Consider the following 20,550-nt stretch of genomic DNA (forward strand, 5'->3'; position numbering starts at 1 on the left):
CTATTGTAGACAGAGGCGGGCGCGCTTCTAGAACAATTTCAGCGGTGCTTCATCCAGTGCTGCCATTTGTTCGCGCAGGGCGAGAATCTGGTCTCCCCAGTAGCGTGGCTGGCCGAACCAGGGGAAGCTGGGCGGGAATGCCGGGTCGTCCCAGCGCCGCGCCAGCCAGGCGCTGTAGTGCAGCTGGCGCAAGGCGCGCAGGGGCTCGATCAGGGCCAGCTCGCGCGGGTCGAAATCGTGGAACTCGTTATAGCCGTCGATCAGTTCGGCCAGTTGCCCCAGGCGCTCCTCGCGGCTGCCGGCCAGCATCATCCACAGGTCCTGCACCGCCGGGCCCATGCGGCAGTCGTCGAGGTCAACCACGTAGTACACCTCGTCCCGGTGCATCAGGTTGCCGGGGTGCAGGTCACCATGCAGGCGGATGAGCTGGTGTGGCGTGCGGGCATAGATGTCCTCCACCCGCTTGAGCAGGTCGCGTGCCACCGATTCGAACGCTGGCAGCAGTTCGCGAGGGACAAAGTCGCCTTCCAGCAGGGTATTCAGCGATGCATGGCCGAAGTTGTCCACAGCCAGCGCTTCGCGGTGCTCGAACGGTTTGCTGGCGCCCACGGCGTGCAGGCGGCCGAGCAACTGGCCGAGGCGGTAGAGCTGGTCGAGGTTGCCCGGCTCTGGCGCGTGGCCTCCGCGGCGGGGGAACAGGGTGAAGCGAAAGCCCTGGTGTTCGAACAGGGTGCGGCCGTCGTGCTGCTGCGGGGCGACCACCGGCACTTCGCAGTCGGCCAGTTCGGCGGTGAAGCTGTGCTCTTCGAGGATGGCCGCGTCGCTCCAGCGGCCTGGGCGGTAGAACTTGGCGATCAGCGGTTGCGCGCCCTCGATGCCCACCTGGTAGACGCGGTTTTCATAGCTGTTCAGCGCCAGCACCCGGGCATCGCTGAGAAAGCCCAGGCTTTCCACGGCGTCCAGGACCAGGTCGGGGGTGAGGGTGTCGAAGGGGTGGGACATGGTGGCTCCGGGGGGTAGGCGGCGTGGGGGCCATGGTAGCGCGTTATGCCTGTACCGGCCTCTTCGCGGGTGCATCGTTTCCCTGGCGGCTGCGCGGTCCCTGTGGGAGCGGGCAAGCCCGCGAACAGCGCAAAGCGCGGCCAGGCTATGCGGGAATCCCAAGCAATACATAAGAGGGATGAAATTGAACCCGCACCAAACTGCCTGCTGCCACCCGCTGCCCAGCCAACCAATCCGTCTCGGCAAACGCACACAACGTCTGGCCATTCCCCAACGCCAACCGGACCTCAGCAGGCCCATCAGCCTCCGCCAGTACCTCCTCCACTGTCGCCTGCAGGCAATTGCTACCCGCTTCGGCCTCTTCCTCGTCGCCCAGCAACCTCACCCACCCTGCCTTGAGCAGCGCCACTACCGTCGTCCCCAGCGTCAGCTCCAGCCGTGCGGTGCTGTCGTGGGTGATCAGCGCCTCGATCTCCAACCCTCCGCCCAACGCCAGGCTGACTTGATCATGCCGTCCCTCGCGGCGCAGGCCGCTGACTTGGCCCTGCAACTGGTTGCGCGCGCTGGTACGTAGCATCAACCGGCCAAGCAGGTCGAGGTCGCTCGACTCCTCGGCCGCTTCGAGGATTTGCGCCTGAAGGGCCTGCAGCCTCTTATAAAGGCGCAGAACCCGCTGGCCTTCCGGCGACAGACGGGCACCACCGCCACCACGCCCGCCGGTACTGCGCTCGACGAGGGGCTGGCTGGCCAGGTTGTTGAGTTCGTCGATGGCGTCCCAGGCGGCCTTGTAGCTGATGCCCGCAGCCTTGGCGGCGCGGGTGATCGAACCCTCTTCGGCAATGTGCTGCAGCAGCGCGATACGCTGGGGGCGGCGGGCGATGTGCTGGGTTAGGTGTGGGGGCAGGGGCATGGGCATTTGGTCTTGTGGGGGCCTGAGGGTGGATAGTGTGTAGGAGCGGCCTGGTGTCGCGAAAGGGGCGCGAAGCGGCCCCACGATTCATGCCTCGGCAAATATTGCTGGGGCTGCTGCGCAGCCCGATCGCGACACAAGCCCGCACCTGCAATGGGCGATCCGCGCTTGCTCATACATACCCAGGCTTGGGCGTACGCGCCAGGCAATACACATCCACCCGCCGCGCACCGGCCTTGCGCAGCACTTCGGCAACCGCCTGCGCGGTAGCACCGGTGGTCAACACGTCATCGACAATGGCGACATGCTTGCCCGTCAGTTTGCCTGTTACCGCAAACGCCTGGCGCAGATTGTGTCGCCTGGCCTTGGCGTCCAGTTGTTGCTGTGCAGGTGTCTCCCGTGTACGCAGCAGTAGCCGCTCGTCGCAACGTACTCCCGCATGCGACGACAGCCAGCGCCCGAGCATCCCCGCCTGGTTGAACCCCCGTTCCCGTAGTCGACGTTTGGACAAGGGTACAGGCAACAACAGGTCGGGGCGCGGCAGCCCTTCGGTAAAGCGGTGCAGCAGCCCATGCCCGAACAATTCGGCCATCAGTCGCCCCAGGGGCCACTGGCGGTTGTGCTTGAAACGGCTGATCAGCGTGTCCACTGGAAAGCCGAAATGCCACAGTGCAACCACCTGCTCGAAGGCCGGTGCGCGGCGCTGGCACTGGGCGCAGGTCAGGCCGGCCATCGCCAATGGCAGGGCGCAGCGCAGGCACTGATCGCCCAGCCAAGGCAGTTCCTGCTCGCAGGCGACGCACAGCGGGTAGGCCTGCTCGGATGGTTCATCACACAACAAACACATCTGATTAATAAGTGAGCACTTGTAAACCAGTCTTTTCCAGTGTGGTTGACAGTTCATAGGCCTTCCATGACTATGCGAGCTATCCGTGATGCGCTGGTGGGCTTTCCTGTCCCGGCGCCTGCTTCAGCCTAAACAAGGAAACACCAATGAGCGCCAGCACAACTGCAACAACACGTCACGACTGGTCCCTGGCCGAGGTCAAGGCGCTGTTCCAGCAACCGTTCAATGACCTGCTGTTCCAGGCGCAGACTGTGCACCGCGCGCATTTCGACCCGAACCGCGTGCAGGTTTCGACCCTGCTGTCGATCAAGACCGGCGCCTGCCCGGAAGATTGCAAATATTGTCCACAGTCCGGCCACTACAACACCGGGCTGGAAAAACAGAAGCTGATGGAAGTGCAGAAGGTGCTGGAAGAAGCCGCCCGCGCCAAAGCCATCGGTTCTACCCGCTTCTGCATGGGCGCGGCGTGGAAGCACCCTTCGGCCAAAGACATGCCCTATGTGTTGGAGATGGTCAAAGGCGTCAAGGCCATGGGCCTGGAAACCTGCATGACCCTCGGCAAGCTCGACCAGGAGCAGACCAAGGCCCTGGCGCAGGCCGGCCTGGACTACTACAACCACAACCTCGACACCTCGCCGGAGTTCTACGGCAGCATCATCACCACCCGCACCTACAGCGAGCGACTGCAGACCTTGGCCTACGTGCGTGATGCCGGGATGAAGATCTGCTCTGGCGGCATTCTCGGCATGGGTGAGTCGCTGGACGACCGCGCGGGCCTGCTGATCCAGCTGGCCAACCTGCCCGAGCACCCGGAATCGGTACCGATCAACATGCTGGTCAAGGTGGCTGGCACGCCGCTGGCCGAGGAAGAGGACGTCGACCCGTTCGACTTCATCCGCATGCTGGCCGTGGCCCGTATCCTCATGCCCAAGTCGCACGTGCGCCTGTCCGCCGGCCGCGAGCAGATGAACGAGCAGATGCAGGCCCTGGCCTTCATGGCCGGCGCCAACTCGATCTTCTACGGCGAAAAACTGCTGACCACCGCCAACCCGCAGGCCGACAAGGACATGCAACTGTTCGCACGCCTGGGTATCAAGCCCGAAGCGCGTGAAGAGCACGCCGACGAAGTGCACCAGGCGGCTATCGAGCAGGCGCTGGTCGAGCAGCGCAGCAGCGAGATGTTCTACAACGCCGCGACAGCCTGAAATGGCCTTCGACCTGGCGGCGCGCCTGGCCGAACGGCGCGCCGCAGACCTGTATCGGCAGCGGCCACTGCTGGAAAGCCCGCAGGGGCCGGAAGTGGTCGTCGATGGCCAGCGCTTGCTGGCCTTCTGCAGCAATGACTACCTGGGCCTGGCCAACCACCCCGAGGTGATTGCTGCCTGGCAGGCCGGCGCCGAGCGCTGGGGTGTCGGTGGCGGTGCCTCGCACCTGGTTATCGGTCACAGTACGCCGCACCACCAGGTGGAAGAGGCCTTGGCCGAGCTTACCGGGCGACCGCGCGCGCTGCTGTTCTCCACAGGCTACATGGCCAACCTGGGCGCCATCACCGCACTGGTGGGGCAGGGTGACACGGTGCTGCAGGACCGCCTGAACCATGCTTCTCTGCTGGATGGCGGGTTGCTCAGCGGTGCCCGTTTCAACCGCTACCTGCACAACGACCCGGCCAGCCTGGCCAGCCGCCTGGACAAGGCCGTCGGCAATACCCTGGTAGTGACCGATGGCGTGTTCAGCATGGACGGCGACCTGGCCGACCTGCCGGCGCTGGCCGATGTCGCGCGCGCGCGCGGTGCCTGGCTGATGGTCGACGACGCCCATGGCCTGGGCACCTTGGGCACTCAGGGCGGCGGTATAGTCGAGCACTTCGATCTGGGCGTTGAAGATGTGCCGGTGTTGATCGGTACGCTGGGCAAGGCCTGTGGGACCGCCGGCGCCTTTGTGGCCGGCAGCGAAGAGCTGATCGAGGCGCTGGTGCAGTTCGCACGCCCGTACATCTACACCACCAGCCAGCCACCGGCGCTGGCTTGCGCCACCCTCAAAAGCCTGGAACTTCTGCGTCGCGAGACCTGGCGCCGCGAGCACCTTGCCGCGCTGATCCATCAGTTCCGTGAAGGTGCGCAGCAGATTGGACTGCAGCTGATGGACAGCCCGACACCGATTCAGCCGATCGTCATCGGTGACAGCGCGCAGGCCCTGCGCCTGTCACGCATGCTGCGCGAGCGCGGCTTGCTGGTGACGGCCATCCGCCCGCCCACTGTGCCGGCGGGCAGCGCACGCCTGCGGGTGACATTGAGCGCCGCGCACAGCGAGGCGCAGGTGCAGCTATTGTTGAATGCATTGGCCGAGTGTTATCCACAGTTGGAGAGCGCCGATGCGTAATCGACTTGTACTGTTGCCCGGCTGGGGCCTGGGCACTGCTTCCCTGGAGCCGCTGGCCGCCAGTCTGCGTGCCCAGGACGCCCGCCTGCAGGTAGAGCTGATGCCATTGCCGGAACTGGCCCACAGCGATGTGCAGGCCTGGGTCGACCACCTCGACCGCAAGCTGCCGAGCGATGTCTGGCTGGGCGGCTGGTCGTTCGGCGGCATGCTGGCCAGCGCGTTGGCGCACAAGCGTGGTGACCATTGCTGCGGCCTGCTGACCTTGGCCAGCAACCCCAGTTTCGTGGCTCGCCCGGACTGGCCCCACGGCATGGCCAAAGACACTTTCGTCACCTTCCTCGACGGCTGTCGCAGCCATACCCAGGTCACCCTGAAGCGCTTCCGTACCTTGTGCAGCGATGGTGCCCAGCAGCCGCGTACCCTGCTGCGTCAGCTGGGTGTCGGCGTGCCGGACACCGACCCACTGTACCTGGCCACCGGCCTCGAGGTACTGGCCAAGCTGGATACCCGCGAAGCTCTGGAGGCCTACGGTGGCCCGCAGCTGCACCTGTTCGCCGGCAGCGATGCGCTGGTACCAGCAGATGCGGCGAAAGCGCTGAGCGAGCTGCTGCCCGATGTGGAAGTGGGCCTGGTCGAAGACAGTTCCCACGCCTTCCTGCTGGAGTACCCGCAGGAACTGGCGGCGGGCATCAAGAGTTTCCTGCATGAGAGTGGCGATGACTGACCTTTCCTGTCCGACCCCGCCCGGAGCGCTGCCCGACAAGCGCCAGGTAGCGGCCTCGTTCTCCCGCGCCGCAGCCAGCTACGACAGCGTGGCAGCCTTGCAGCGTGCGGTGGGTTCGAGCTTGCTGGAGCTGTTGCCGGAGGGCCTGCAGCCGTCGCGCTGGCTGGACCTGGGCAGCGGAACCGGTCATTTCAGCCGGGCGCTGGCCGAGCGTTTCACCCAAGCCAGCGGCGTGGCGGTGGATATCGCCGAGGGCATGTTGTGCCATGCTCGCAACGAACAGGGCGGGGCGCTCTATCACGTGGCCGGCGACGCCGAGCGTTTGCCGCTGCGTGATGCCAGCGTCGACCTGGTGTTTACCAGCCTGGCCGTGCAGTGGTGCGACCAGTTCGCCAGTGTGCTGGCAGAAGCGCTGCGAGTGCTGCGCCCGGGCGGCGTGCTGGCCTTCAGCAGCCTGTGTGTGGGTACCCTCGATGAACTGCGCGCCAGTTGGCAGGCGGTGGATGGCCTGGTGCATGTGAACCGCTTCCGCCGTTTCGAGGACTATCAGCGCCTGTGCGCAGCCAGCGGTTTCGAACAGCTTGTGCTGCAGCGCTGCCCGCACGTGTTGCACTACCCGGATGTACGCAGCCTGACCCATGAACTCAAGGCTCTCGGCGCCCACAATCTGAACCCTGGCCGGCCTTCCGGGCTTACCGGTCGGGCACGCATGCAGGGCCTGCTGCAGGCTTATGAGGCGTATCGCCAGCCTGAGGGGCTGCCAGCCACCTATCAGGTGGTCTATGGTTTGTTGCGCAAGCCACAGGTGTAAGGGGAGCGAGATGAGTCAGGCCTATTTCATTGCCGGTACCGATACCGATGTTGGCAAGACCACCATCGCTGCCGGGCTGTTGCATGCGGCACGGTCGCAAGGCTTGAGCACGCTGGGGGCCAAGCCGGTGGCCTCCGGTTGCACGATGACGCCGAAAGGCTTGCGCAACAGCGACGCTCAGGCGCTGATCGATGAAAGCACGATCAAGCTGCCCTACGAGCAGGTCAACCCGTTTGCCTTCGAACCGGCTATCGCACCCCACGTGGCAGCGCGCGAGGTAGGGGTGACGCTTGCCGTGTCGGAGCTGTTGGTAGCGATGCGCAGTGTGTTGCAACAAAATGCCGATTTCACCCTGATCGAGGGGGCAGGTGGCTGGCGCGTGCCATTGTCGGGGCAAGACAACTTGTCCGATCTGGCCATTGCCTTGAAGTTGCCGGTGATCCTGGTGGTGGGAGTACGTCTGGGGTGCATCAGCCACGCCTTGCTCAGCGCCGAGGCGATTGCCCGTGACGGGCTACAGTTGGCGGGATGGGTGGCGAACATCATCGAGCCGCGTACTTCGCGCCTGGAAGAGAACCTGGCCAGCCTGGCCGAGCGTTTGCCGGCGCCTTGCCTGGGGCGGGTGCCCAAATTGAAGCAGGCAAGTGCCGACATGGTGGCTGAACACCTTCAGCTGGATCTACTGGACTAGCGTTTGCATGCCTGGCCCTTTCGCGGGTAAACCCGCTCCCACAGGCACTGCACAAGTCTCAAAAAAAATGTGGAGATCCTGTGGGAGCGGGTTTACCCGCGAAGAGGCCAGTGCAGGAATACCCAAGGCCTATCAAATGGCACCAGGCCATTAGGGATTTAAACGGGCCTTTTCGCCTTTGGCCTGCTTTAATTGGGCCTGTTCGTCATCCAGCGTCAATGGAGTCCTGACATGGAAATCACCGGTAGCTCCGCCTATTACGCGGGCCTGAGCGCAATTCAGACCGGCCAGAACCGCGTCGATCAGGCCGCCAGCCAGATCGCCAGCACCACCGCCGAACGTAGCGCCACCAGCCAGTCCAGCGATTTTCAGGCCGAACGCCTGCGCGCGGTCGACCGCAGCCAGCAGATGGACCTGGCCACCAGCACCGTGCAGCTGGCCGTGGGCAAACTTGAAGTCGAACTGGGCGCAAAGGTCGCCAAGGCATCCGACGAAATGCTCGGCCGGATCATCGACACCTACGCCTGACAGGGCGCTCACCCGATTTACACGCAGCCCCTGTGGGAGCGGGTGTGCCTGGGAATGCGTCAGATCAGGTACCTCTACTGCCTGGCCTGACCCTTTCGCGGGCACGCCCGCTCCCGCAGGGGCGTCTTTATTTTTCAAGGCTTGGCATGAATGCCATTTTTCGTGGCGTAAATGGCACCATAGTCCATCCTTGACATAAGGCGGAGCTAAACGTAAGTTTCAAACAACTGTTTGATCGACGGCCGCCAAGTGCGGGTCACCCCCACAGAACTCACCTAGAGGTTCATCGCAATGCCTGATTACAAAGCCCCCTTGCGTGATATCCGCTTCGTTCGCGACGAGCTGCTCGGTTATGAGGCGCATTATCAGAGCCTGCCGGGTTGCCAGGACGCCACGCCCGACATGGTCGACGCGATCCTCGAAGAAGGCGCGAAGTTCTGTGAGCAGGTGCTGTCGCCGCTGAACCGCGTGGGTGACCAGGAAGGCTGCACCTGGAGCGAATCGGGCGTGAAAACCCCTACCGGCTTCAAAGAGGCCTATCAGCAGTTCGTAGAAGGTGGCTGGCCGAGCCTGGCGCATGACGTCGAGCACGGCGGCCAGGGCCTGCCGGAATCGCTGGGCCTGGCCCTGAGCGAAATGGTCGGCGGTTCGAACTGGTCGTGGGGCATGTACCCGGGCCTGTCGCACGGCGCGATGAACACCATCTCTGCGCACGGTACTGCCGAGCAGCAGCACACCTACCTGACCAAGCTGGTATCCGGCGAGTGGACCGGCACCATGTGCCTGACCGAGCCGCACTGCGGTACCGACCTGGGCATGCTGCGCACCAAGGCCGAGCCACAGGCCGACGGCAGCTACAAGGTGTCGGGCACCAAGATCTTCATTTCGGCCGGTGAGCACGACATGGCCGACAACATTGTCCATATCGTCCTGGCCCGCCTGCCGGACGCACCGGCTGGCACCAAAGGCATCTCGCTGTTCATCGTGCCGAAGTTCCTGCCCAACGCCGAAGGCGGTGTGGGCGAGCGCAACGGCGTGAGCTGCGGCTCGATCGAACACAAGATGGGTATCCACGGCAACGCCACCTGCGTGATGAACTTCGACGGCGCTACCGGCTACCTGATCGGCCCGGCCAACAAAGGCCTGAACTGCATGTTCACCTTCATGAACACCGCCCGCCTGGGTACCGCGCTGCAAGGCTTGGCCCACGCCGAAGTAGCGTTCCAGGGTGGCCTGAAGTACGCTCGTGAGCGCCTGCAAATGCGTTCCCTGACCGGCCCGAAAGCACCGGACAAGGCTGCTGACCCGATCATCGTCCACCCGGACGTGCGTCGCATGCTGCTCACCATGAAGGCCTTCGCCGAAGGCAACCGCGCGATGGTGTACTTCACTGCCAAGCAGGTGGACATCGTCAAGTACAGTCAGGATGAAGAAGAGCGCAAGAAGGCCGATGCCCTGCTGGCGTTCCTGACCCCGATCGCCAAGGCGTTCATGACCGAGGTCGGTTTCGAAGCCGCCAACCATGGCGTGCAGATCTACGGTGGCCACGGCTTCATCGCCGAATGGGGCATGGAGCAGAACGTGCGCGACAGCCGCATTTCCATGTTGTACGAAGGCACCACCGGCATCCAGGCCCTGGACCTGCTCGGCCGCAAGGTGCTGATGACCCAGGGCGAAGCGCTGAAGGGCTTTACCAAGATCGTGCACAAGTTCTGCCAGGCGCAGGAAGGCAACGAAGCGGTCAAAGAATTCGTCGAACCGCTGGCGGCGCTGAACAAGGAATGGGGTGAGCTGACCATGAAAGTCGGTATGGCCGCCATGAAGGACCGCGAAGAAGTGGGTGCGGCCTCGGTCGATTACCTGATGTATTCCGGCTACGCCTGCCTGGCTTACTTCTGGGCCGACATTGCCCGCCTGGCTGCCGAGAAACTGGCTGCCGGCACCAGCGAAGAAGCGTTCTACACCGCCAAGCTGCAGACTGCGCGCTTCTACTTCCAGCGCATCCTGCCGCGTACCCGTACCCACGTGGCGACCATGCTGTCGGGTGCCAACAACCTGATGGCGATGGACGAAGAGCACTTCGGCCTGTCGTACTGATCCTGCCGTTGTAAAGCAAACCCGCCTGCCTTCACCGGCAGGCGGGTTTTTACATTCTGGAAAGCTGAACGCTATCCCCTGTGGGAGCGGCCTTGCGTCGCGAAAGGGTTGCGTAGCAACCCCGGCAATTTCGGCTGTGATACAAAAAGCTGGGGCCGCTTCGCGCCCCTTTCGCGACGCAAGGCCGCTCCCACAATGATCGCGTGCACGCCGGAATTTCCTGTTCATTCCATCCGCATATTCAACTGTTCATGTGCACTGCCGATGAAGTAAGGGCACAATGCCACCATTGATCTGCCGGGTTGGAGATTACCCTTGTTTCGTTTTAACGCTGTTCGCGCGAGCCACTTCCTGCCTTCGCTGATTCTTTTGCTGGCAGGCCTCGCCGCGGCCTATGTGAGAGACCTCAGTGTCTTTTTCACGTCGCTGTTCAATGTCCTGCCAACCTTGGTTTTGCTGCTGGGGGGCGCCTACTGTGCGGTGTACCGTCGCCAGCGCGAGCTATTCCTGATGCTCACGGTGTACATCGCCTACTACCTGCTCGACACTCAGACCGACTTCTACCGTGACCATGGCCGCGTTCGCGAGGACGCGGCGGTGATCTTCCATCTTGTGTGCCTGCTGCTGCCCGCCCTGTTCGGGCTATATGGTGCCTGGCAGGAGCGTACCCACCTGCTGCAGGACCTGGTCGCCCGCGGCGCCGTGCTGTTTGCCGTGGGCAGCGTGGCAGTGGCCCTGGAGCAAAGCTACCCCGAAGCGCTGCTGACCTGGTTGGCGGAAATCCGCTGGCCAACCTTGCATGGCAAGTGGATGAGCCTGATCCAGATGGTCTACCCGCTGTTCCTCGGCGTGTTCATCCTGCTGGTGGTGCAATACCTGCGCGCGCCACGGCCGCTGCACGCTGCGCAGGTGATGGGCCTGCTGGGTATCTTCTGGATGCTGCCGCAAACCTTCATCCTGCCGTTCACCCTGAACATCATGTGCAGCCAGGTAATGCTGATGATCGCCGCAGCGGTGGCGCACGAGGCCTACCAGATGGCCTTCCGCGACGAGCTGACCGGCCTGCCTGGGCGCCGTGCGCTGAACGAGCGTATGCAGCGCCTGGGGCGCAACTATGTGATCGCCATGACCGATGTCGATCACTTCAAGAAATTCAACGACACCCACGGCCACGACGTTGGCGACCAGGTGCTGCGCCTGGTTGCCAGCCGCCTGTCCAAGGTCACCGGGGGTGGCCGCGCCTACCGGTATGGCGGCGAGGAATTCGCCCTGGTGTTTGCCGGCAAGACTGCCGAGGAGTGCGTGCCGCATGTGGAAGCCGTGCGCGAAATGATCGCCAACTACGTGATGCACCTGCGAGACCAGCACAACCGCCCGCAGGACGATACCGCCGGGCGCCAGCGACGGGCGGGCAGCAGCGGAGGTACGGTGTCGGTCACCATAAGCATCGGCGTGGCCGAGCGCCAGGCCGATCATCGTGACCCCGAAGCGGTGCTGAAATCCGCCGACCAGGCGCTGTACAGCGCCAAGGGCGCAGGGCGCAATTGTGTCATGGTACATGGGCAACAAGCACAGCGAGGGGCAGTGCGTACAGCGTGACCAAAATTGACTATGCGGTCTGTTGATGACCCTATGTCTCGTAAAAGTTGTTCGGTTACACTGCCTGTAACCCAGTGTCGCGGTTCCCCGAGACCGCCCCGACCCGACTAGCGAGAGGTTGTCATGGCTGAATATAAAGCGCCCCTGCGCGACATGCGCTTCGTACTGAATGAAGTCTTCAACGTGGCTGAGCAGTGGGCGCAGTTGCCCGGGTTGGCCGAGGTTGTCGATGCCGACACGGCCATGGCGGTGCTGGAGGAAGCCGGCAAGGTCACTGCCAGATCCATTGCACCGCTCAGCCGCGCCGCAGATGAAGAGGGCTGCCACTGGGACAACGGCGCGGTGCGTACACCGGCCGGTTTCACCGAGGCCTACAACACCTACGCCGAAGGCGGTTGGGTGGGCGTGGGCGGCGACCCGCTGTTCGGCGGCATGGGCATGCCCAAGGTCATCTCGGCCCAGGTCGAGGAAATGGTCAACGCCTCCAGCTTGTCCTTCGGCCTGTACCCGATGCTGACTGCCGGCGCCTGCCTGTCGATCAATGCCCACGCCAGTGAAGCGCTGAAGAAAAAGTACCTGCCGAACATGTACGCCGGCGTGTGGGCCGGTTCCATGTGCCTCACCGAGCCGCACGCCGGTACCGATCTGGGCATCATCCGCACCAAGGCCGAGCCCCAGGCCGACGGCAGCTACAAGGTCAGCGGCACCAAGATCTTCATCACCGGCGGCGAGCACGACCTGACCGAGAACATCATCCACCTGGTGCTGGCCAAGCTGCCGGATGCACCGGCGGGGCCGAAAGGCATTTCGCTGTTCCTGGTGCCGAAGTTCCTGGTCAATGAAGACGGCAGCCTGGGGGCGCGCAACGCGGCCACCTGTGGTTCGATCGAGCACAAGATGGGTATCCAGGCCTCGGCCACTTGCGTGATGAACTTCGACGAAGCGGTCGGCTATATCGTCGGTGAGCCGAACAAGGGCCTGGCGGCCATGTTCACCATGATGAACTACGAGCGCCTGGGCGTTGGTATCCAGGGCCTGGCTTCGGCCGAGCGCTCCTACCAGAACGCCGTGGAGTACGCCCGCGACCGCCTGCAGAGCCGCGCCCCGACCGGGCCACAAGCCAAGGACAAGGCCGCTGACCCGATCATTGTCCACCCGGATGTGCGCCGCATGCTGCTGACCATGAAGGCGCTGATCGAGGGTGGCCGGGCTTTCTCCAGCTATGTGGCCATGCAGCTGGACAGCGCCAAATACAGCGAAGACGCCGCCGTGCGCAAGCGCAGTGAAGAGCTGGTGGCACTGCTGACGCCGGTGGCCAAGGCCTTCCTCACCGACCTGGGCCTTGAGTGCGCGGTGCACGGCCAGCAGGTGTTCGGCGGGCATGGCTACATTCGCGAGTGGGGGCAGGAGCAATTGGTGCGCGATGTGCGCATTACACAGATCTACGAAGGCACCAACGGTATCCAGGCCCTCGACCTGATGGGGCGCAAGGTGGTGGCCAGTGGTGGGGCGTACTACCGGCTGTTCTCCGACGAGATTCGCCAGTTCATTGCTGGTGCGGGTAGCGAACTGAAAGAATTTTCCAAGCCGTTGGAAAACTATCTCGATCAACTCGACGGGCTGACCGAGTGGGTCCTTGAGCAGGCCAAGGGCAACCCGAACGAGATTGGCGCGGCTTCGGTCGAGTACCTGCATGCGTTTGGTTATGTCGCCTATGCCTACATGTGGGCATTGATGGCGCAGGCGGCGCAGGCGGGTGAGGGGGATGAAGCGTTCTATGCGGGCAAGCTGGGTACGGCGCGGTTCTTCTTTGCGCGGTTGCTGCCGCGGGTGGATTCGCTGGTGGCTTCGGTGAAGGCAGGGAGTGAGTCGTTGTACCTGCTGGATGCCGAGCAGTTCTGAGAGACTTTGGGGGCTGCAATGCGGCCCTGCCGTGTAAGCTTTTTCCTACACGACGTGGTGACGTTTCACCACTGTTCTCAGATTGGATCCACGGCTATTCTTTACCACATGGACGTTGCGCAGGAAGCGCAAAGGACAGATCACGGATGACGACGAAGGAACACCTGCCAGGATGGCGGGGCGATACGGATGTCACAGGGAAACAGTCTGGAAAACCCCGCTTAGGCGGGGTTTTCTTTGTGCGCGTGTTTTTTCAGCCCAGCACATCCAGCGGTGATGAGCCCAACAGGCGGGCGTCCGTCTCTTCCTCCAGCAGCGTGCGCAGCAGCTCCACAGAGGCTTGCTGGCGCTGGGCATCGCGAAACACCAAGCCAACCTTCAGTGGTACCCGTGGCTCGCTCAACGGCTTCCACAGCAGCCCCTGATCATCCTCGGCGGCTTCCTTGGCCCGCCCCGGCAGGATGGTGGCCAGTGCGGTATGGGCCAGGCTGTCGAGAATCCCCGCCATGTTGTTCATCTCTGCCTGCACCTGCGGCCGACGGCCTTGGCTGGCCAGTTGCGCCTGCCAGATCTGGCGAATCTGGAATTCCTCGCCCAGCATCAACATGGGCAGCTCGGCGGCCTGGCGAATGGACACCTTCTTGAAATCCTTCAGCGGGTGGGTGGACGGGATGACCAGCTGCAGCTCATCTTCGTACAGCAGCAGGCCATGCAGCCCTGGCTGGCGTGGCGGTAGGTAGCTGATACCGATATCCAGGCTGCCGTTGAGCAGGCGCCGTTCGATCTCCAGCCCCGACAATTCGTAGATCTGCACCACAAGGTGTGGCTGTGCCCTGCGCAGCCGTTCGAGCAGCTGCGGCACCAGGCTTGGCCGCACGGTCTGCAGCACGCCAATGGCCAAGGTACGTAGCGACTGGCCCTTGAAGTTGCGCATCGCTTCGTGGGCTCGCTGCAGCCCATCGAGCAGCGGCAGGGCGTGGTTGTACAGGGTATGGGCGGCCAGAGTTGGCAGTAGCCGCTTGTTGCTGCGCTCGAACAGGCTCAGGTCGAGGCTGTGCTCCAGCTGACGGATCTGCTGGGAAAGCGCTGGCTGCGACAGTGACAGGCGCTCGGCGGCGCGGCCCACGTGGCCTTCTTCATACACCGCGACGAAATAACGCAGTTGGCGGAAATCCATAAGCAACACTTATCGAAAATGCTGGAAAAACGAAATGGTCGAAAACCCTCGCGAGGCCTAGTCTATCGCCGTATTCCAACGGGTTACAGCGATCAATCAAACGATTGTTACCCCGAATGAAAAACACTTTTGATAGGCAAGGCAAAATACCGAGTAGCGGCACCCAGACCGCACCGTGGCCGCGCCTGTCGTGATTGGTTGGAGCCCTGATGAACCTGTTCAACCTGCGCCGCCCGGCCCCTGCCGCCGTCGCCGAGCCCAAGCGTGCGCCGGTGATCGTGCCGGAAGCGCCGCAGTTGTCGCGTGAGCGCCTGATGCCCAGCACCGAACGTGCAGCACAGGTGTTCGTGCGTGGCCAGGGCTCCTGGTTGTGGGACAACGAAGGGCATGCCTACCTGGACTTCACTCAGGGTGGTGCAGTCAACAGCCTGGGCCACAGCCCCAGTGTTCTGGTGAAGGCGCTGGGCAACCAGGCCCAGGCGCTGATCAACCCGGGCTCAGGCTTCCACAGCCGTGGCCTGCTGGGGCTGGTCAACCGCCTGTGCCAGAGCACCGGCAGCGACCAGGCCTACCTGCTCAACAGCGGCGCCGAAGCCTGCGAAGGCGCGATCAAGCTGGCGCGCAAGTGGGGCCAGATGCACCGCAACGGCGCCTATCACATCATCACCGCCACCCAGGCCTGTCATGGCCGCAGCCTGGGCGCGTTGTCGGCGTCCGACCCGCTGCCATGCAACCGCTGCGAGCCCGGCCTGCCGGGCTTCAGCAAGGTGCCGTTCAACGACCTGGCGGCGCTGCACGCCGAGGTGGACTCGCGCACCGTGGCGATCATGCTCGAGCCGATCCAGGGCGAGGCGGGTGTCATCCCGGCCACGCAGGAATACCTCAAGGGTGTGGAAACGCTGTGCCGCGAACTTGGCATCCTGCTGATCCTCGACGAGGTGCAGACAGGCATCGGCCGTTGTGGCGCGCTGCTGGCCGAGGAAACCTACGGCGTGCGCGCCGACATCATCACCCTGGGCAAGGGCCTGGGCGGTGGCGTACCGCTGGCGGCCTTGTTGGCCCGGGGCACGGCATGCTGCGCCGAGCCTGGCGAACTGGAAGGCAGCCACCATGGCAACGCGCTGATGTGCGCCGCCGGCCTGGCCGTGCTGGATACCGTGCTGGAGCCTGGTTTTTTCGCCCAGGTGCAGGACAACGGCCGCCACCTGCGTGAAGGCCTGAACCGGCTGGCCGGGCGCTATGGCCAGGGCGAAGTGCGTGGGCAAGGCCTGCTCTGGGCCCTGCAGATGAAAGAAAACCTCGCCCGCGAACTGGTGGCGGCAGCACTGCACGAAGGCTTGCTGCTCAACGCACCGCAGGCGGATGTGGTGCGTTTTTCGCCAGCGCTCACCGTGAGCAAGGGCAACATCGACGAAATGCTGCTGCGCCTGGCTCGCGCCTTCGCCCGCCTGCATGCCCAGCAGCAGGCCCGCCGCGAAATGCCAGCCTAGCGACCTGGTGACATCGAGAATTCTACGAACCGTCTGGCGTTCCTGCGCATCGCCCTTGGCCTGTTTCATTCGGCCCGGGGCGTTTTTTTTTGCCGGTTGAACCTCTGTGGCGGACGGCTAGTCTCTGATGTAACCCCTTCAGGAGAGACTCGCATGGACTTCATACGCATCATCATCGCCATCATTCTGCCGCCGCTGGGCGTGTTCCTGCAGGTGGGGTTTGGCGGGGCGTTCTGGCTGAATATCCTGCTGACCTTGCTGGGGTACATTCCGGGGATCGTGCATGCGGTGTATATCATCGCCAAGCGTTAAGCCATCTGGGGCCGCAAAGCAGCCCCAGAATCTCAGCCCCCCAACACCCGGCAATAGAATTTCCATTCTTCTTCCAGCGCATGCGCCAGGTTCTCCGCCTTGCGGAACCCGTGCCGCTCCCCAGCATAGAAGTGCCCTTCAGCCTCGATCCCGTTAGCCTGCAACGCCGCCAGCATCGACCGCGTCTGCTCCGGCACCACCACCGCATCCAGTTCGCCCTGGAAGAAAATCACCGGCACCTTGATCTGCCCAGCATGCAGCAGCGGTGTACGCTGGCGATAGCGCTCGGTGTCCTGCAGCGGGTCGCCGATCAGCCAGTCCAGGTAGTCCCCTTCGAACTTGTGGGTGGCCCGGCCCAGGGCAACCGGGTCGCTGACCCCGTACAGGCTGGCGCCGGCACGGAAAACATTATTGAACGCCAGGGCACATAGGGTGGTGTAGCCGCCCGCGCTGCCGCCACGGATGAACGCCTTGTGGCGGTCGATCAACCCCTGTTCGGCCAGGTAATCCACCGCTGCGCAAGCATCGGCCACATCGCTTTCACCCCAGCGCAGGTGCAGGGCCTGGCGGTATTCACGACCATAGCCGGTACTGCCTCGGTAGTTGAGGTCGGCGACGGCGAAGCCGCGTTGGGTCCAGTACTGGATGCGTGGGTCGAGCACGGGATAACAGGCTGAAGTCGGGCCGCCATGGATGAATACCACCAGCGGCGCGGCCCCTTGCGAGCGGGCGGCCGGGTAGAAGAAACCGTGGGCGCGGTGACCGTCACTGCCGTAGTGGATCGACTGCGGCAGGCTGATATGCCTTGCCGGCAGCACTTCGGCGCCACCAGCCAATACGCTGACCTCGTGGTTGCCGCGGGCGATGGCGATGACCGCCGGAGGGCTGATCGGCGAGGCGGCAATCGCGTACAGGTGTTCGGCATCCATGGCCAGGCTGCGAAAACGCGTGTAGGCGCTGGCGAAACGCTCCAGGCGGCCATCGGCAGTGCGCAGCCCCAGTTGCCCGAAGCCGTCTTCGAACCAGCTGGCCAGATAGCTTTGCGGCCCCAGCGCCAACCAGGTACTGGCGCCCAGTTGCCAAGGTGCCGCAGCGTGGTCCGCGGGCTCGGCAGGCAGGGCCTGCCAGCAGCCATTGATCTCGCCCCAGGGTTGCCAGAAGCCATTGCGGTCGGACAGACAGTAGAGTCGGCCTTCGCTATCGAAGCGCGGCTGCTGCAGCGATTCGTCAGCGCCGGCCACACATAGCGCGGGCCCCCATCCACTTGCATCACGTGTGCGGCACATCAGCCTGGTGAAGGTCCAAGGTTGTGCCGGGCGGTCCCATTCGACCCACGCCAGGCGCTGGCCGTCGGCACTCACCGTAGGCGATGCATAGAAGTCGGCCCCTTCGGCGAGCACTTCGCGGGTTTGTTCACCCAGGGCGACCAAGCGATGCTCGACCCGTTCGCCATGCTGCTCCTCGACCGCCAGCACCAGGCCGTCGTGCCACTGCACATCGCCGTAGCGGCAGCTGGCATCATCGGTCAGGGCGCGCGGTGCTGCGCCTTCCAGGGCCTGGGTATAGACCTGCTGGTCCTTTTCGTTGACGAACAGCAGCCCGTCACCACCCAGGCAGAAACTGCCACCGCCGTATTCGTACACCCGGCTACGCACGCTGAAGCCATCAGGTGTCAGGCAGCGGGCCTGCTGGTGCTGCCAGTGCCAGATGCGACAGGCACCGTCGGCCGGGCGAAACTCGTTCCAGAACAGCCCCGCAGCACTGACCTTGAGTTCGGCGAAGTCGGTGCCGGCGGCAACTGCCTGGGCCGCGCTGAACTCAGCCGCGGACGATGACACGGGAGTTTCGTTCATTGCGGAAGGTCATCTCTTCAATGGTGAGCTGGGCGCTTTCAGCCTCGTCGCGGGCCTTGAGGATGATGCCGTGGTCGGCCGACTTGGCGCACACCGGATCGGCGTTGCTGGCATCGCCGGTGAGCATGAAGGCCTGGCAGCGGCAGCCGCCGAAGTCCTTTTCCTTCTCGTCGCAGGAACGGCAGGGTTCGGGCATCCACTCATAGCCGCGGAAGCGGTTGAAGCCGAACGAGTCGTACCAGATGTGGTGCAGGTCGTGGTCGCGCACATTGGGGAACTGCACCGGCAGCTGGCGCGCGCCGTGGCAGGGCAGGGCGGTGCCGTCCGGGGTGATGGTGAGGAACAGGCTGCCCCAGCCATTCATGCAGGCCTTGGGGCGCTCCTCGTAGTAGTCCGGGGTGACGAAGATCAGCTTGCACGGGTTGCCCTCGGCCTTGAGCCTGTCCCGGTACTCGTTGGTGATGCGTTCGGCCCGTTCCAGCTGCGCGCGGGTCGGCAGCAGGCCCAGCCGGTTGAGGTGGGCCCAGCCGTAGAACTGGCAGGTGGCAAGCTCGACGAAGTCGGCTTCCAGTGCGATGCACAGCTCGATGATGCGGTCGATCTTGTCGATGTTGTGCCGGTGGGTGACGAAGTTGAGCACCATCGGGTAGCCATGGGCCTTCACCGCGCGGGCCATTTCCAGCTTTTGCGCAAAGGCCTTTTTCGAGCCGGCCAGCAGGTTGTTGACCTGCTCGTCGCTGGCCTGGAAGCTGATCTGGATGTGGTCCAGGCCGGCCTTCCTGAAGTCGGCGATACGCGCTTCGGTCAGGCCGATGCCCGAGGTGATCAGGTTGGTGTAGTAGCCCAGCCGGCGGGCCTCGCCGATCAGTTCGGCGAGGTCCTGGCGTACCAGCGGTTCTCCGCCGGAAAAGCCGATTTGCGCGGCACCCATTTCCCGAGCTTCGGCCATCACCTTGAACCACTGCGCGGTGCTCAGCTCCTGGCCCTGGGCTGCGAAGTCCAGCGGGTTGGAGCAGTACGGGCACTGCAGTGGGCAGCGGTAGGTCAGCTCGGCCAGCAGCCACAGCGGCAGGCCGACTGCGGGCGTGGGCGGTAACTCAGGCGAGGACGATCCAGTGTTCGGCACGGGCCACCTCCATGAACTGCTCGATGTCATCGGCCACTTCCGGGACACCGGGGAACTGTTTTTCGAGTTCGCTGATGATCGCAGCAACGTCGCGTTGGCCGTCGATCAGGCCACCGATCAGGGCCGCGCTGTCGTTGAGCTTGATCATGCCCTCTGGGTACAGCAGCACATGGCCCTTTTGCGCCGGCTCGTACTGGAAGCGGTAGCCGGGGCGCCAGTTCGGCACTTGATTACGGTCGAAACTCATAGGGTGATCCCTTTGTGCCACACACGTTCCTGGGTGACGGAGTGATAGGGCGGGCGGTTCAGCTCGTAGGCCATGCTCATGGCGTCGAGCATGCTCCAGAGAATATCCAGCTTGAACTGCAGTATCTCCAGCATACGCTCCTGGCCCGCGCGGGTGGTGTAGTGCTGCAAGGTAATCGCCAGGCCGTGCTCCACGTCACGCCGAGCCTGGCCCAGGCGGGTGCGGAAGTATTCGTAGCCGGCCGGGTCGATCCACGGGTAGTGCTGCGGCCAGCTGTCCAGGCGCGACTGGTGGATCTGCGGGGCGAACAGCTCGGTCAGCGAGCTGCTGGCCGCTTCCTGCCAACTGGCCCGGCGGGCGAAGTTGACGTAGGCGTCCACGGCAAAGCGCACACCGGGCAGTACCAGTTCCTGAGAGCGCAGCTGGTCAGGGGCCAGGCCCACGGCCTGGCCCAGGCGCAGCCAGGCCTCGATACCACCGTCCTCGCCGGGTGCACCATCGTGGTCGAGCAGGCGCTGGATCCATTCGCGGCGCACTTCGCGGTCCGGGCAGTTGGCCAGGATCGCGGCATCCTTCATCGGGATGTTGACCTGGTAGTAGAAGCGGTTGGCCACCCAGCCCTGGATTTGTTCGCGGGTGGCGCGCCCCTGGTACATCGCCACGTGGTACGGGTGATGAATGTGATAGTAGGCGCCCTTGGCGCGCAGGGCCTGCTCGAATTCGGCAGGGGACATTGGCAGTGCGTCGCTCATTCGGCTGGCTCCTGTATAGCTGAGTCTCGGCTCACCTCGCCCCCTGTGGGAGCGGGCGTGCCCGCGAACACCGGCGAAGCCGGTGCCATACACCGTGTCGGAT

19 protein-coding genes are annotated in these 20,550 nt (G+C 63.9%); 11 read left to right on the forward strand and 8 right to left on the reverse strand.

The annotated features are described in order from the left end of the window. Positions 1–27: 27 nt before the first annotated feature. The 3 genes from CAF92_RS07705 to CAF92_RS07715 form a co-directional block, all read right to left on the reverse strand. The gene (locus tag CAF92_RS07705) at positions 28–1,002 is read right to left on the reverse strand and encodes a serine/threonine protein kinase (RefSeq protein ID WP_085600060.1); all 975 of its coding nucleotides are present in this window, start codon (positions 1,000–1,002) and stop codon (positions 28–30) included. A 145-nt stretch (positions 1,003–1,147) separates the two neighbouring features. Then, positions 1,148–1,912 carry a TOBE domain-containing protein gene (locus CAF92_RS07710; RefSeq protein ID WP_085600062.1) on the reverse strand — a complete coding sequence of 255 codons (765 nt, stop codon included), beginning with the start codon at positions 1,910–1,912 and terminating at the stop codon, positions 1,148–1,150. 172 nt (positions 1,913–2,084) lie between these two features. Continuing rightward, positions 2,085–2,816, reverse strand: coding sequence for a ComF family protein (locus tag CAF92_RS07715; protein WP_085600064.1), 732 nt, complete (start codon positions 2,814–2,816; stop codon positions 2,085–2,087). An 89-nt stretch (positions 2,817–2,905) separates the two neighbouring features. Here CAF92_RS07715 and bioB point away from each other — a divergent pair, with 89 nt between their 5' ends. From bioB to CAF92_RS07760, 9 genes are all read left to right on the forward strand, one after another. Beyond that, positions 2,906–3,964 carry a biotin synthase BioB gene (gene bioB, locus CAF92_RS07720; RefSeq protein ID WP_013970556.1) on the forward strand — a complete coding sequence of 353 codons (1,059 nt, stop codon included), beginning with the start codon at positions 2,906–2,908 and terminating at the stop codon, positions 3,962–3,964. Between the two features lies 1 nt (position 3,965). After that, positions 3,966–5,138 carry an 8-amino-7-oxononanoate synthase gene (bioF, locus tag CAF92_RS07725; protein ID WP_085600066.1) on the forward strand — a complete coding sequence of 391 codons (1,173 nt, stop codon included), beginning with the start codon at positions 3,966–3,968 and terminating at the stop codon, positions 5,136–5,138. Next, positions 5,131–5,862 carry an alpha/beta fold hydrolase gene (locus CAF92_RS07730; protein ID WP_085600068.1) on the forward strand — a complete coding sequence of 244 codons (732 nt, stop codon included), beginning with the start codon at positions 5,131–5,133 and terminating at the stop codon, positions 5,860–5,862. The genes bioF and CAF92_RS07730 overlap by 8 nt, the downstream gene beginning before the upstream one ends. Next, a complete protein-coding gene (bioC, locus tag CAF92_RS07735) occupies positions 5,855–6,673 on the forward strand; it encodes a malonyl-ACP O-methyltransferase BioC (protein ID WP_085600070.1) in 819 nt (272 codons plus the stop codon). The genes CAF92_RS07730 and bioC overlap by 8 nt, the downstream gene beginning before the upstream one ends. Before the next feature lie 10 nt (positions 6,674–6,683). Further along, positions 6,684–7,364, forward strand: coding sequence for a dethiobiotin synthase (gene bioD / locus CAF92_RS07740; RefSeq protein WP_046614440.1), 681 nt, complete (start codon positions 6,684–6,686; stop codon positions 7,362–7,364). Between the two features lie 231 nt (positions 7,365–7,595). Next, entirely contained in the window at positions 7,596–7,892 is a 297-nt protein-coding gene (locus CAF92_RS07745; protein WP_003258614.1) for a hypothetical protein, read from the forward strand. A 291-nt stretch (positions 7,893–8,183) separates the two neighbouring features. Continuing rightward, on the forward strand, positions 8,184–9,989 hold the full coding sequence (locus CAF92_RS07750; RefSeq protein ID WP_025337435.1) for a phenylacyl-CoA dehydrogenase: 1,806 nt from the start codon (positions 8,184–8,186) through the stop codon (positions 9,987–9,989). Positions 9,990–10,304: 315 nt separating this feature from the next. Continuing rightward, a complete protein-coding gene (locus CAF92_RS07755; protein WP_046614439.1) occupies positions 10,305–11,588 on the forward strand; it encodes a diguanylate cyclase in 1,284 nt (427 codons plus the stop codon). 123 nt (positions 11,589–11,711) lie between these two features. Further along, the gene (locus CAF92_RS07760) at positions 11,712–13,490 is read left to right on the forward strand and encodes an acyl-CoA dehydrogenase C-terminal domain-containing protein (protein WP_085600072.1); all 1,779 of its coding nucleotides are present in this window, start codon (positions 11,712–11,714) and stop codon (positions 13,488–13,490) included. 253 nt (positions 13,491–13,743) lie between these two features. On the opposite strand, the gene CAF92_RS07765 is transcribed toward CAF92_RS07760, so the two are convergent. Further along, the gene (locus CAF92_RS07765) at positions 13,744–14,667 is read right to left on the reverse strand and encodes a LysR family transcriptional regulator (protein ID WP_046614437.1); all 924 of its coding nucleotides are present in this window, start codon (positions 14,665–14,667) and stop codon (positions 13,744–13,746) included. A gap of 209 nt (positions 14,668–14,876) precedes the next feature. Between CAF92_RS07765 and CAF92_RS07770 the strand changes: the two genes are divergently transcribed. Both CAF92_RS07770 and CAF92_RS07775 read left to right on the forward strand, forming a co-directional pair. Beyond that, positions 14,877–16,157 carry an aspartate aminotransferase family protein gene (locus CAF92_RS07770; protein ID WP_046614436.1) on the forward strand — a complete coding sequence of 427 codons (1,281 nt, stop codon included), beginning with the start codon at positions 14,877–14,879 and terminating at the stop codon, positions 16,155–16,157. 153 nt (positions 16,158–16,310) lie between these two features. Further along, the gene (locus tag CAF92_RS07775) at positions 16,311–16,469 is read left to right on the forward strand and encodes a YqaE/Pmp3 family membrane protein (protein ID WP_009681539.1); all 159 of its coding nucleotides are present in this window, start codon (positions 16,311–16,313) and stop codon (positions 16,467–16,469) included. Between the two features lie 32 nt (positions 16,470–16,501). Here CAF92_RS07775 and CAF92_RS07780 read toward each other — a convergent pair whose 3' ends face one another. The 4 genes from CAF92_RS07780 to pqqC are packed head-to-tail and all read right to left on the reverse strand — an operon-like array spanning position 16,502 to position 20,447. Next, entirely contained in the window at positions 16,502–18,322 is a 1,821-nt protein-coding gene (locus CAF92_RS07780; RefSeq protein WP_085600074.1) for a S9 family peptidase, read from the reverse strand. Continuing rightward, the gene (gene pqqE / locus CAF92_RS07785; protein WP_085600076.1) at positions 18,288–19,448 is read right to left on the reverse strand and encodes a pyrroloquinoline quinone biosynthesis protein PqqE; all 1,161 of its coding nucleotides are present in this window, start codon (positions 19,446–19,448) and stop codon (positions 18,288–18,290) included. The genes CAF92_RS07780 and pqqE overlap by 35 nt, the downstream gene beginning before the upstream one ends. After that, positions 19,420–19,695 carry a pyrroloquinoline quinone biosynthesis peptide chaperone PqqD gene (gene pqqD / locus CAF92_RS07790; protein WP_085600078.1) on the reverse strand — a complete coding sequence of 92 codons (276 nt, stop codon included), beginning with the start codon at positions 19,693–19,695 and terminating at the stop codon, positions 19,420–19,422. The genes pqqE and pqqD overlap by 29 nt, the downstream gene beginning before the upstream one ends. Beyond that, complete coding sequence (gene pqqC, locus CAF92_RS07795) at positions 19,692–20,447, reverse strand: pyrroloquinoline-quinone synthase PqqC (RefSeq protein ID WP_085600080.1); 756 nt, start codon at positions 20,445–20,447, stop codon at positions 19,692–19,694. Before pqqC ends, pqqD begins: the two co-directional genes overlap by 4 nt. Between the last annotated feature and the right edge of the window lie 103 nt (positions 20,448–20,550).

Source organism: Pseudomonas sp. B10(2017) (assembly GCF_002113295.1).
GTDB lineage: Bacteria > Pseudomonadota > Gammaproteobacteria > Pseudomonadales > Pseudomonadaceae > Aquipseudomonas > Aquipseudomonas pudica.

Coding starts and splice junctions, on each gene's coding strand:
- CAF92_RS07745 (WP_003258614.1), top strand. CDS start 7,596: ATGGAAATCACCGGTAGCTCCGCCTATTACGCGGGCCTGAGCGCAATT.
- pqqC (WP_085600080.1), bottom strand. CDS start 20,447: ATGAGCGACGCACTGCCAATGTCCCCTGCCGAATTCGAGCAGGCCCTG.
- CAF92_RS07750 (WP_025337435.1), top strand. CDS start 8,184: ATGCCTGATTACAAAGCCCCCTTGCGTGATATCCGCTTCGTTCGCGAC.
- CAF92_RS07770 (WP_046614436.1), top strand. CDS start 14,877: ATGAACCTGTTCAACCTGCGCCGCCCGGCCCCTGCCGCCGTCGCCGAG.
- CAF92_RS07775 (WP_009681539.1), top strand. CDS start 16,311: ATGGACTTCATACGCATCATCATCGCCATCATTCTGCCGCCGCTGGGC.
- bioB (WP_013970556.1), top strand. CDS start 2,906: ATGAGCGCCAGCACAACTGCAACAACACGTCACGACTGGTCCCTGGCC.
- CAF92_RS07780 (WP_085600074.1), bottom strand. CDS start 18,322: ATGAACGAAACTCCCGTGTCATCGTCCGCGGCTGAGTTCAGCGCGGCC.
- pqqD (WP_085600078.1), bottom strand. CDS start 19,695: ATGAGTTTCGACCGTAATCAAGTGCCGAACTGGCGCCCCGGCTACCGC.
- CAF92_RS07705 (WP_085600060.1), bottom strand. CDS start 1,002: ATGTCCCACCCCTTCGACACCCTCACCCCCGACCTGGTCCTGGACGCC.
- CAF92_RS07715 (WP_085600064.1), bottom strand. CDS start 2,816: ATGAACTGTCAACCACACTGGAAAAGACTGGTTTACAAGTGCTCACTT.
- CAF92_RS07760 (WP_085600072.1), top strand. CDS start 11,712: ATGGCTGAATATAAAGCGCCCCTGCGCGACATGCGCTTCGTACTGAAT.
- bioD (WP_046614440.1), top strand. CDS start 6,684: ATGAGTCAGGCCTATTTCATTGCCGGTACCGATACCGATGTTGGCAAG.
- bioF (WP_085600066.1), top strand. CDS start 3,966: ATGGCCTTCGACCTGGCGGCGCGCCTGGCCGAACGGCGCGCCGCAGAC.
- CAF92_RS07710 (WP_085600062.1), bottom strand. CDS start 1,912: ATGCCCCTGCCCCCACACCTAACCCAGCACATCGCCCGCCGCCCCCAG.
- bioC (WP_085600070.1), top strand. CDS start 5,855: ATGACTGACCTTTCCTGTCCGACCCCGCCCGGAGCGCTGCCCGACAAG.
- CAF92_RS07730 (WP_085600068.1), top strand. CDS start 5,131: ATGCGTAATCGACTTGTACTGTTGCCCGGCTGGGGCCTGGGCACTGCT.
- CAF92_RS07765 (WP_046614437.1), bottom strand. CDS start 14,667: ATGGATTTCCGCCAACTGCGTTATTTCGTCGCGGTGTATGAAGAAGGC.